The sequence below is a fragment of the Flavobacterium hungaricum genome (assembly GCF_015182285.1).
Lineage (GTDB): Bacteria > Bacteroidota > Bacteroidia > Flavobacteriales > Flavobacteriaceae > Flavobacterium > Flavobacterium hungaricum.
In genome coordinates, this window is record NZ_PRDM01000001.1 from 1,392,127 (window position 1) to 1,404,317 (window position 12,191).

Below are 12,191 nucleotides of genomic sequence, written 5' to 3' on the forward strand. Positions count from 1 at the left end.
AACTAAAACCAAAAACCAAATGAAAAAACAATTTATTCACCTTTTCCTCATACTGTTTACAGTAATGGGGTTCTCTCAGACAATTGAGAGAATTGAAGCAGAAACTTTTAATCAGGCTTCGGGCGCGAGGGCAGAAACAAATGCCGCACTGTCCGGAACCGGAAATGTGGGTTACATTAAAAACGGAACCTGGATTAAATTTAATGCTGTCAATTTTACCGAATTTGTAACCCGTTTTGATATTGCAGCGGCAGGTGCAGCAGGCGGTACTATCGAATTCAGGTTAGGAACTTCAACGGGAACTTTAATAGGAACCGCCGTTGTATCTGGAAGCACGGGATTTAGCAATTACAAGACTTTTTCTGCGGCCGTTACGCCCACAATAGGCACATACGATTTGTACCTCGTTTTTACAGGATTAGGAACAGGTTATTTGTTTAACGTAGATTATTTTGAAAAAATAACCGAAAATCCCAATGCTGTTACTTATAACCTGACGGCAAATGTAAATCCGTCCTCATCAGGAACGGTTACGCTTAATCCCGCAGGAACTAAATTTGCACAGGGAACCGAAATAAAATTAACTGCCAATAAAAATTTCGGATATAATTTTAAACAATGGACAGATGATAAAGGAGCAGTGGTTTCAACAGCAAATCCGCTTACTTATACCGTTACTTCAGATGCCGTTCTTACAGCAGAATTTGAATCTGTGCCTGTTTATACGCTTAATGTTACTGCCAGCGGAGCGTTTAGTTTAGGCGATTATGCAATTGCTCCGGCCGGAAAGGACGGCGCATTTTCTGTTTATGAAAGCGGAACCAACGTTACCATAACAGCCGTTGAAAATGATATTATCAAATTCAGTAATTGGTCTGATGGTTCGACAGCTTTAAGCACTTCTGTAATAATGAATCAAAACCAAAATATTACAGGAACTTATGCCAATCAGAATTTTATTGCGGGATGGACATTTAAAAACGATCAGTATGCAAATCCAAGAGTGGCAGAACTGTATTCTAAAATAGAAAACAAACCGCAGTTATTTGCTTACAATGCAGCCGACAATGTTCTTGCTCCAAACATAAGACTTCAAAACAGAGCCGGAAAAAACGGTTTTTGTGTATGGAATACAGATAGAGGTAATTTCTATTATTTTATGACAACGCTTTCGACAGTGGGTTATAAAAACATCAATGTTGCTTCAGGTTTGCTGGGGTATTATTATGGCTGCGATCAATGGACATTTCAATATTCGCTAGACGGTGTAAATTTTATAAATGTTTCTGATCTAACGACAATTAATACAAATACGATTACCTCTATTGGCGGCATTCTTCCTGCAGAGGCCGAAGGAAAAGAAAAAATATATTTGAGATGGTTTCCTAATACCAACGGACCAAAACACGGAGATGCTGCAGATGTAACGGCTACAATTTTGTCAAATGTAATGATTAAGGCCGATGAAGTTTTGGTTGCAGATACCAATGCGCCTGTTTTGGAATCTTCTTTTCCGGCCACAGCGGCGAACTCTGTCGGGGCAAACGGCAATATCATTCTCAATTACAATGAGCAAGTTCAGTTTGGTACCGGACAAGCACTTCTTAATGGTAAAAATTTAAGCGTAGAGTTTATCAACAAAACCGTTAAGTTTAGTTACTTAGGGTTAGAATATAACAAACAATATACTTTTACGCTTCCAGCGGGATTTGTAAAAGATCTATCGGGAAATAATGGCGAAGCAATTAGTTTGTCGTTTAAAACAATGGAAAAACCAATTCCGGTTAAACGCAAATTTGATTTAATTGTAGATGCAGATGCCACTGCAGATCAGCTTGCTACAGGAAAATATGTAAAAACCATAGCCGAAGCATTTGCTGCCGCGCCTAACAATGCCGCATCGAGATTTTTGGTTTTAATTACCAACGGAACGTATAATTTAGGCGGAGACGGTACAAATCCGCAGGATATTGTTTTAAAACTTCCATCAGGAAAAAACAATGTTTCGCTGATTGCACAATCAAAAGACAAAGTGATTTTGCAGGGAAATCCCGGTCAGGGCATTAAAAACGCGGTTCTGTCAATTGAAGCCAATGATTTGTATGTGGAAAACGTTACCATCGAACACAAAGACGGAATCGTAAATTCTGGCCAGAAACCAGCACTAAATCCTGCCGGAGACCGAAATGTTTATAACGGAATTAGATTAAGAAGCAAGCAGGACACGCAGGTTACAGGAGGAAACAGAAGTTTTTACTATAAATCTACAATAGAAGGTGATGTCGATTTTATCTGCGGAGGCGGCACACATTGGTTTGAAGAATGCAGATTAGTTTCTGTTGCGCCGGGCTATATTGTGGCGCCAAATCACGATGCAGCGACAAAATACGGTTATATTTTCAACAATAATACCATTACCGCAACTACGAGTTATTATTTAGGGCGTCCGTGGCAAAATTCACCACGAGCCGTTTATCTGAATACCAAAATGATAAATGAGCCCAATACACTCGGCTGGGCAAATATGGGTACTTATCCGGCTCTTTTTGCAGAATACAACAGTGTAAACGGAAATGGAATTGCCGTAAATACCAATAACAGAACCAATACCTTTACCGTAAACGGCATTTCGCAGACAGGAAATTACAATCCTGTACTAACAAAAGCGCAGGCCGACGAATTTACCATAGAAAATGTGCTGAGCGGTACAGACAAATGGGATCCGCGCCGAGTGGTAGAACAAGTCTCAAAACCTTCTAATCTTATAGCAGAAGCCAATACTTTAAAATGGGATCAAAACCCGTATGCCATTTGTTATGTTATTAGTAAAGATGGTAAAATTACAGCCATTACTACCGATGCAGTTTTTGAAGATAAGGCAGCTCTGGCGGGAACTTACACCTACACCGTACAAGCGGCAAACGAATACGGCGGTTTAAGTGACATAAGCAGTATTACTATGACCGTAAACGGAGGAACAGTAAAATCTGCTGTAGCGTACTTCAATTCAATTGACGGTAAAGCTTTATCAGGTTTAAGTCCGATTGAATATACAGAAGGAACAGCATTGACACTTCCGTTGCCGACTTTGCAGGGTTATACATTTTTTGGATGGTCGGCTTCAGCTTCCGTTCCAAATTCAATTAAAGAAATTTCTGCCGATGCCAAAGGAAATCAAACATTATATGCATTTTGGGGAGCGGCTGGAAACAATAAACCAGACGAAACAACACCGCCGTCTAACTTTGATTATGAGTTTACGGCAGCGGTAAATAAAAGCTGGGACAATTCGGCAAACTTTAATCCGGCAGAAATGCCTGCTGCAGGAAAAACAGTTTCGTGCAAGAAAGAAATAGAAACAACTGCGACAGTTTTTCCAGCCGATATTACTTTTGCAGAGGCAGGAGTGCTTCGTTTAAGAGGAGCACATAAAGCCACAGGAAACCTGATTTTTAAAGAAGGAACCCGTGTGTACTACAATACAGGCGGCGCAGGGATGACTTTAGAAGCCCCAATTATCATTTCAGGAAATGTAAAATTCGAAATGATCTCCGGAATTGCCAATCAAACCACGATGACTTTGAACGGCCCCGTTTCTGGAAACGGAACTGTACTGGCAATGAATACCGGACAAGGAACAAATGCCAATACGGGAATTTTGCTTTTAAAAGGAGACAACAGTGAATTCATAGGAACTTGGGATCTAACGCAAAAAAGCACAAAATTCCCAGCTTTAAATTATCCAACGGTAATTGAAGGAGCTGCCGCCAATGCTTTTGGTTCAGGAACAATAAAAATTGGACAAGATAACTATGTAATATTCAGTCATGAGCGCGCTGCAGGTTCTAGTTTAAATTTAAGTATTACAGAGAACGGAAAAGCGTCCTTAAATACGGTTTTAAACGTACAGAAACTGACCATAAACGGTGTAGATTTTAAAGAAGGTAGTTATGATAAAAGTACTAATCCGGAATTTTTTCTAGGAGAAGGAAAAATCGAAGTTAAAAAAGAAGCTTCAGGCGGAGGTAATGAAAATGTACCTGCATTTCCGGGAGCCGAAGGTTATGGTAAATACGTAACAGGAGGCCGCGGCGGAAAAGTTATTTACGTAACAAATTTAGAAGATTCAGGAAAAGGTTCGCTTCGTGATGCGATAAATCAGTCCGGTCCCAGAATTGTGGTTTTTAAAGTATCCGGAAATATTAAATTAAAAAGCGAATTGAATATTACAGATAATATCACCATTGCAGGGCAAACCGCTCCGGGCGGTGGTATTACCCTGAGAGATTACAATGTTAAAGTAAGGGGAAATAATGTTATCCTTCGTTATTTGCGTTTTAGAATGGGCGATACCCATGATGTAGAAAATGATGCCTTAGGCGGACGTTTTCAAAAGAATATCATAGTAGATCACTGTTCAATGAGCTGGTCTACAGATGAATGTGTTTCTTTTTATCAAAACGAAAACTTCACACTTCAATGGTGTATTATTTCAGAAAGCCTTAGAAATTCGGTTCATGCAAAAGGAGGACACGGCTATGGTGGAGTATGGGGAGGTAAAAATGCCTCTTTTCATCACAATTTATTAGCGCATCATGACAGCCGTAACCCGAGATTAGGCGAATATGCCAATGATATTTTTGCCAAAACCGATTTGGTTGATATTCGCAACAACGTAATCTACAATTGGGGCGGCAACAGCTGTTATGGCGGCGATGCGATGAATGTGAATATAGTAAATAATTACTGGAAACCAGGACCCGGAACTTCTAATTCTACTAAAGAACGTATTTTATCAACAGGCAGAAGTCTGGACACCACTTCTCCGTTATACGGAATTTGGGGAAAATATTATGTAGACGGGAATTATGTAGTTGGATCGCCAAGAACTACTCAGGACAACTGGACGTATGGTGTTTACAGTCAGTTTCACAGCAGTCAGCTCCCGGTAAGTGATGCTGATAAAGAAGAAGTTAAAATTGAAGCCCCGCATCCTTTTGGCGAAATTACAACGCACAGTGCGACAAAAGCTTACGAACTTGTTTTAGAAAATGCAGGTGCTAATTTATTTAGAGACTCAGTAGATAAACGAGCGGTAGACGATACGCGTTCTGGTACAGCCAGTGTTATGAATGGCGGTAACGGAAGTACAAACGGTTATATCGATACGCCTTCGGCTGCGGGCGGATGGCCTGAACTTCCGGCTGGAGAAGCACCGGAAGACACAGACGGAGACGGAATGCCTGATAAATGGGAAACAGAGAAAGGATTAAATCCTGCTAATGCTGCCGATGGTAATTTAAAAACCGTTGACGGCGTTTATACGAACATTGAAGTTTACATTAACAGCATCGTAAACCATCTTACAGCAAGTCAAAACGGAAGTTTAGAGGTGTATGTAAATCCGCAGAACTTTGTTGAAAAATACAATGCGGCCGAAGATGGAAGCAAGTTTATCATGGCAGGCGGCACTTATACTGCAACTGCTGCGCTTGCGGTTAAAAATCATAAATACACTTTTGTTCCCGATGAAGGCGCAAAACCAGTTTTTACTGCATCCTTTTTCTCAGACAAGCCAGAGATTTTTTCAGGAAGTTTAAGTTTTTCAGGTGTTGATTTTGATCTGACAAATGGCAGTCCAAATGTGATACAGCTGCAAAAAGGAGCAGGTTTGGCAGGTTTAGAGATTAAAAATGCTCTTGTAAAAGGAATCAAACAAAGTTTATTGGTAACAGAAGGAAATAGTGAACATGCTGTCTCAAAAATTGTTTTGGACAATTGTATTATCGACGGAAGTGCAGCCGAAGGCTCGAGCTTTATACAGCCTGATTCTCGTATTGTCAATTCGGTTTCGATTAAAAACTCGACTATTTTCAATTATAAAAAAGGAAATAATTTTTTAATTCTTCAGAAAAAAGATGCCGTAAATGAGGCGGTGAACATAACGATTGAAAACAATACCATTCATAATACCGCTTTAAACGCTTTTGTATTGGTCGACAATCAGTACAGCAATGCTTCGACTTATACATTCAGAAACACTATTATGCAGGATGAACGCGAAAATGCCAAGCCTATTTATGTGTTTAATGCTAATCATGCTAGCGGAGCCGGAACAGTTGTTTTAGACAATAATCTTTTTATTGGTGTTTCTTCTCAACTGGTAAAAGGTGCAGTTTCTGTTACCGAAACCAATGTGAAAACGCTTGCAGGTTTGGGAATGACGGCACTTTCGTACCCAAATGCAGCTTTAGGAAATTTCAGTTTCTCTAAAAATTCACCTTTGGCGAAAGCCTCATCAACAGGAGGAGCTTTAGGAGATCCAAGATGGTTAAAAGCAGATGCCAGATTTTCTCAAATTAATTACCTGAATTCTATTGACGGAAAAGCCATTACACTTTCTCCGGCAGAATATATGGAAGGTGTTTTGACAAATTTACCACTGCCAAAATTAGAAGGTTATACCTTTTTTGGATGGTCGGCTTCTGCCACAATTCCGGGTTTGCTTAAAAGTATTCCGGAAACGGCAACAGGAAATCAGATTTTTTATGCTTTTTGGGGAGAAGGCGGGAACAATAAACCCGATGTTGCGGTAAAATCGGCAATAGCTTATCTTAATTCAATCGATGGCAAAGCTTTGGCAGGTTTAACGCCTGCAGAATATTCAGAAGGAACGGCACTGACATTACCCATTCCGATTTTAAAAGGTTATACCTTTTTTGGATGGTCGGTTTCTGCCACGACTCCAAATTCAATTAAAGAAATTGCAGTCAGCGCAACAGGAAACCAGACTTTTTATGCTTTTTGGGGAGCAGGCGGTAATAATAAAGCCGATGAAGTTGTACCGCCGTCTTTTTTCAAAGTTTCGTATTTAAATCTTCCGGCAGGAACCGTAAATCCTAATAAAACCAGTATGCAGACTGGAACTGCTTATACATTAGAAGAAGCTTCGTGCATAGGTTACCGATTTTTAGGATGGTACACGGATAGTTCGTATGCAAGGGAAATAATTAGTTTTGATAAAAATCAAACAGCAGATTTTACGTTGTACGGAAGATGGAAAAAGTTAGGAGAATTTTATGCGTTTCCTACGATTGCAGCGGGAAAAGTGACTTTAAAGACTTCTGTTTTTAATGACAAGGTTACGATATTCGGCATGAACGGCATAGCGGTAAAACATCTCGATATCAATGGTTTTGAAACAGAAATTCCTATTGCTGATTTGGCAGCTGGAAGTTATTTTATAAAAAGCCTGAAAACCGGAGAAGTTACCAGGATTATAGTGAAATAGTATCAAAAATAAAATCATACGCAATATGAATCATAGTATCAAATTAGTACTGTTGCTTTTCATCACATTATTTTCATCTTGTGCTGACGATGAAGACAATGCAAACGCTGCAGGAAATAATAAGGGATTTTTAAAAATAGGCAGTCAAAGTGTCGAATTATCGCAGGGATATCTCGAAAATTACGGCACACGAGGCAATGCCTACAACATTGATTTTTCGTTACGATCTAAATCGGTTTCCGGAGAAGGGGACGGCGCGGTGGTTTATTTCGAATTGTTTTCTTCACTTCAAAATAATTTAGCCAAAGGTGATTATAGTTTTGGAGGATATTCAGAAGCCACAGCCTATACTTTTACCAAATGGGCGCAGTCGTTACTGGGTAAGAATATCAATGCAGAAAAAGGCGGTATGTCGGTTACAAACGGTATCAGTATCAGGCCTTCGGGCGGTACTTTTAAAGTAATCGAAAACGGACCGGCATATAAAGTTAGTTTTACCGGAAAAGGAACTGCCAGTTATTATAAAGACGGCGTGCTGGCCTCAACCCAGAACGATGTTAGTCTTATAATGCAGTACGAGGGAGATGTAAAACGATCTGAAGGGAAAAACTTTACAGCCAAAAAGACAAACTCAAATGAGCGTTTAGAGAAAGACTATGCTGTTATTTGGAATGTTCCAGATTAGATATTTTTACAAAATAACAGCGTAACGAACTGAAAAATAATATATTGTTATTAAATATAAAAAGAGACGACTGGCTAGTCGTCTCTTCTATTTTTGGACTTGTAAAAGCCTTTAAATGCTTTTGTCGGTTCTGCCTCCTCTGGAAATAACTTTTTTTAAACTCATCGAAAAATGAATACGAATGGTTTACTAAAAGTTATTTAATATTATTCGCCTTAGCTTTTGATAAACAAAGATTTATCACGAAGAAAACCACATATCCAAATTAAAATTAAAGGAACAGCAGGATTAAACATTGACTGACCGCGATATAGCTCCGTTGCCATTGCCCCTGCAAAATAACAGTTAAGGAGAATAAAGCCAATCTTCATTGTTTTCGGAAAAGCAAAGAGAACTATAAACGTCATTTCCATCAATCCCAAAATACTAGGATTATGTCTTTCCAAGCCTATCATTGACCAGGGAAGGTGTATAAACTTCATAAGCCCACTTAGAAAAACTACGCTGACAGTCAAAGTTGAAAGTATAGATGTAATGATTTTTTTTGATTTCATACTTCTGCAGACTAATTATTAATTGGCCTAACTTCGGTCATAACAAAGTAACCGATACGTTCCTGTATCAGCCATTTTCCATTTTGGAAGGCGTAGTTATCAAGATATTTAACGCTGTAATCAGAAAGAACATCTTTTCCTTCTGTTTCCCTTATCATTTTGATTTGAGAATATGATACTCCTGTTGCAGTATCTCCGTTTATTTGAACGGTATGCTGGCCATTTAGCGTAAAATATGTTTTGACCTCTGAAGCGTGCCCGTTAAAGTCTTTTTTCATATTTTCTCTTCCTGAAAGATTTGCAGCTAAGAAATCTCCAATATAAACTTTATAAACAAGGTCTTCGGTAAATAAAGCAACTACCTCCGAAATTTTTTTTTCATCACTTAAATATGCGTAGGCGTCAATCAAGTTCCTTAATTCTTCTTTTGTTTTTAAACTTTCAATTGTCATAATTTTTTGTTTTTAATATTTATTCAAAACTATATTATATTTGCTTACAAATTATTAGTTGTTACTTAAAGGTTAGTAACTTATAAAAACGTAGTTATGAAAAAATCGAATGAGAATAATGGAGACAGCAAAGCTTTTACTGACGAATGCAGCACTATACTCATGGCTGTTTCTGATGCACTTTATGCAATAGGGGGGAAATGGAAATTGATGATAATAATCTCAATGGCCAGGGGAAATAAAAGATTTACAGAGATTCAGCGACAGGTTAATGGTATCTCTGCAAGAGTACTATCGAGCGAACTTAAGGAATTAGAACTAAATGGTTTTATTATTAAAAAAGTCGCTGTCGGTTATCCGGTCACTATTGAATATGAACTGCTTCCATATAGTCAAACATTAGAGGAAGTTGTAGGCGCAATGACTAAATGGGGAATGCAGCATCGTGAAAAAATTAAATCTGAAAGACAGTAAGTTTAGTTTAATCAACATTTAATTTTCCATTAACCAATAATAGCAATAGAACATTTTTTTTCATCAGTTGAGTAAAAGGTTGTAATCGTAAAATGGGAACGGATGATTAGATGATAAAACAATTGTAAATAGGATAGTAGTATCAGATTTTGAATAGCAGTTGAAAACAATTTAAGTGAATTAAAAACTTGATTTCGGATATATTATTGGTTCTAGAATGCTGTTAAGTTACTGACCGATAAACTAAATCAAAATAGATGAAGTGGGAAGTACTTCATCAAAACTAAATCAATTTATGTTTGATTTGTTTATATTTTGAACGTCCTACAGGCAATAGTTCTCCATTTTTAAGTAATATATTGTATTTTCCACCAGTTGCTACAATAAGTTTGTCTGTTTCCCGCCAGCAAAGAATATAAGATTTATGAATTCTCTCGAATTCTGCAGGAAGTAATTTTTCTAATGATTCCATAGACTTATCATGAAGCTCTATGCGGCCATCGAATAAATGTAGTTCAGTATAAATTCCTGCGCCTTTTATATATCTGATATCTTTAACAGGAATGAGTTTAATGGTTTTTGTTTTCTTTACAGCTAAAAACTGTGTATCCTGTTCGCTTTTTCTCGCTGGTGTAATATATCGAGTAAAGGCCTGAGCAAGTCTGTTTGCATCAAATGGTTTAGGAACAAAATCCAAAACACCATAATTAAACGCCATAATCGCTTTATCTGTATAAGCAGAAATAATAATGGTTTGAAAAGATTTTGCGACAACCATTTGCAAAACTTCAAATCCGTCCTCGCCATTTAAATTCAAATCGAGAAGCAGTAAATCGATGGATTGTTTTTCGATTGTATTTAATGCATTTTCAACAGAATCACTAAGTAAAATCTGAACCTCCTTATCAAAAAAATCACGGGTCATTCTTTCGATTCGTTTGGCAATTCGGGCTTCGTCTTCAATAATTAGAATTTTCATTTTTTATCAAAAATTTTAATTGTGGTACACCATCCTTCTTCTACAGCAAAAGAATCAAATTCCCAATTGCTGCCGTAACTTTCATTTAATCTGGCTTTGATGTATTTAAAACCTGTTCCGCTGCTGTTTTCTTTCTTTTTATTTCGGTTTTTTGCCACGGTTAACAATGTATATTGTTTGTATTGTTTTTCTCGGGTAAAACTTAAACAGAAAGTAATACCGCCTTGTTTTGGAGGTAAACTGTGTGTAATTCCATTTTCGATAATAGTATGAATAACTGCCGGCGGAATTTCTTCACTGGGATCAATATTTTTTTCCTCCCAGTTATAGCGTACTTCTTTTCGAAAAGACATTACTTCCAGATGTTTTTGGCATAATTTGATTTCCTGCTGAATAGGAATTAAGGTATCCTCGGCGATTGAGTTCATAATATCAAATTCATCTGCCAGCGCCCGAATAAATACAACGCCCTGCTGCGGAGATTCTTCGATCCAGTCTATCAATGAAGTCAGTGTATTACGAAGAAAATGAGGCTGAATATTTTTCTTAACGAGTTCTAATTGTAATCTGGATGAAAGCAATAACGATGCATTATGAGCTTCTTCGAGAGCTTTTGCGCGAATAGTATGCAGATAAAGCATTGAAAGGACAATAATCGTAAAGGCGATAAATAACCCAAAATCATAAAACATATATTTATTTACAATGACACTGGCCAGTAAACCCATCACTACTATTAGACCGCCTTTAATTTTTCGGATTGCCGCATCGATGGCAATAATTAATGAGGCAGCACACATGGCATAGCTAAAATAGATAGCCGTATAATCGTAATGACCGTAATAAGTAACATAAATTGTGAGAAGGCTTAGAACCAGAAGAAATAAAAACAATCGCTTTCTTTTAAAACCAAACTGCAGCATAAAATACCAGGGAACGAGTATTGAAATTATAAACGTGAGTAAACCAATAATTTGTAATCGGGTATAAAAGTGGGTATACGGAATATCGATATAAAATTTCACGTATTCGATAATAAGCAGACAGAAAAAAAGCAGACAGATTATTCCAAAAAGTAAAACAGCCGCTTCTTTACGGGTACTGTTTATGTAGAGAAAAAAATAATAAATAAAAGCAATAAGAAAAGCCCCTGCCATAAGATTCATAAAAGACATAACAATAAGCGGGGCACGATGAAGCCTTAAAAAGCTCTCTAATTTTAAGCCGATGCTGCGATTTGCCTCCCGAATTTTAGATTGTGTTCCAATTACAGTGACTATGTGTTTGCCTGTATGAGCCAATTTTTCGGGTATTTGATAATAAGTCAGTTCAGTTCCCGGAATTTCAGGCTGACCTGATTTCGCCATTTTACCGTTGCTTCCCACAAAAACACCATCCCAATAAACATCAAAAGAACCAAAAGCACTTATCTGTAAACCTAACGGGGTAGATTTATTTTCACGTTTAAGGATTTCGATTTCTATTGGAACTTTAAAAACAGAGTTCTCGGATTTGCCCAAATAACCATGAGGACGATTTTCATCATCAACATAATACGTTACATCAGATTTCACGAACTCCGTGTATTGTCTGCAGGATGAAAACAACAGCAGTAATAAAACGATAAAAAAGGGTGATCGATACATGAGATAAAGATAAAATAAATATCGAATACCGAAATGCATTTCAAAAGCTTCTGGAGCCGTTTGCATGTTTTAAAAGGTAAGATTTTATTTTATAAAGTAATCTTGTACCA

Annotated in this window: 7 protein-coding genes; 3 read left to right on the forward strand and 4 right to left on the reverse strand. The window is 37.6% G+C overall.

The features are described 5' to 3' along the window. The first annotated feature begins 19 nt into the window (after positions 1-19). Complete coding sequence (locus C4F50_RS05940) at positions 20-7,291, forward strand: pectinesterase family protein (RefSeq protein ID WP_193845489.1); 7,272 nt, start codon at positions 20-22, stop codon at positions 7,289-7,291. Positions 7,292-7,316: 25 nt separating this feature from the next. Next, a complete protein-coding gene (locus C4F50_RS05945) occupies positions 7,317-7,976 on the forward strand; it encodes a hypothetical protein (protein ID WP_193845490.1) in 660 nt (219 codons plus the stop codon). Between the two features lie 215 nt (positions 7,977-8,191). Here C4F50_RS05945 and C4F50_RS05950 read toward each other — a convergent pair whose 3' ends face one another. Continuing rightward, positions 8,192-8,530, reverse strand: coding sequence for a DoxX family protein (locus C4F50_RS05950; RefSeq protein ID WP_193845491.1), 339 nt, complete (start codon positions 8,528-8,530; stop codon positions 8,192-8,194). 11 nt (positions 8,531-8,541) lie between these two features. Next, a complete protein-coding gene (locus C4F50_RS05955; RefSeq protein ID WP_193845492.1) occupies positions 8,542-8,982 on the reverse strand; it encodes a nuclear transport factor 2 family protein in 441 nt (146 codons plus the stop codon). A gap of 96 nt (positions 8,983-9,078) precedes the next feature. Between C4F50_RS05955 and C4F50_RS05960 the strand changes: the two genes are divergently transcribed. Continuing rightward, positions 9,079-9,456, forward strand: coding sequence for a winged helix-turn-helix transcriptional regulator (locus C4F50_RS05960; RefSeq protein ID WP_193845493.1), 378 nt, complete (start codon positions 9,079-9,081; stop codon positions 9,454-9,456). Positions 9,457-9,739: 283 nt separating this feature from the next. On the opposite strand, the gene C4F50_RS05965 is transcribed toward C4F50_RS05960, so the two are convergent. Together C4F50_RS05965 and C4F50_RS05970 are read right to left on the reverse strand one after the other, a co-directional pair. Continuing rightward, positions 9,740-10,435, reverse strand: coding sequence for a LytR/AlgR family response regulator transcription factor (locus C4F50_RS05965; protein ID WP_193845494.1), 696 nt, complete (start codon positions 10,433-10,435; stop codon positions 9,740-9,742). Then, on the reverse strand, positions 10,432-12,147 hold the full coding sequence (locus C4F50_RS05970) for a histidine kinase (protein WP_228011965.1): 1,716 nt from the start codon (positions 12,145-12,147) through the stop codon (positions 10,432-10,434). Before C4F50_RS05970 ends, C4F50_RS05965 begins: the two co-directional genes overlap by 4 nt. Positions 12,148-12,191: the final 44 nt, after the last annotated feature.

What these genes read in the sequence shown, in the direction of transcription:
- C4F50_RS05960 (WP_193845493.1), top strand. Translation starts at nt 9,079, where the DNA reads ATGAAAAAATCGAATGAGAATAATGGAGACAGCAAAGCTTTTACTGAC.
- C4F50_RS05950 (WP_193845491.1), bottom strand. Translation starts at nt 8,530, where the DNA reads ATGAAATCAAAAAAAATCATTACATCTATACTTTCAACTTTGACTGTC.
- C4F50_RS05970 (WP_228011965.1), bottom strand. Translation starts at nt 12,147, where the DNA reads ATGCAAACGGCTCCAGAAGCTTTTGAAATGCATTTCGGTATTCGATAT.
- C4F50_RS05945 (WP_193845490.1), top strand. Translation starts at nt 7,317, where the DNA reads ATGAATCATAGTATCAAATTAGTACTGTTGCTTTTCATCACATTATTT.
- C4F50_RS05940 (WP_193845489.1), top strand. Translation starts at nt 20, where the DNA reads ATGAAAAAACAATTTATTCACCTTTTCCTCATACTGTTTACAGTAATG.
- C4F50_RS05955 (WP_193845492.1), bottom strand. Translation starts at nt 8,982, where the DNA reads ATGACAATTGAAAGTTTAAAAACAAAAGAAGAATTAAGGAACTTGATT.
- C4F50_RS05965 (WP_193845494.1), bottom strand. Translation starts at nt 10,435, where the DNA reads ATGAAAATTCTAATTATTGAAGACGAAGCCCGAATTGCCAAACGAATC.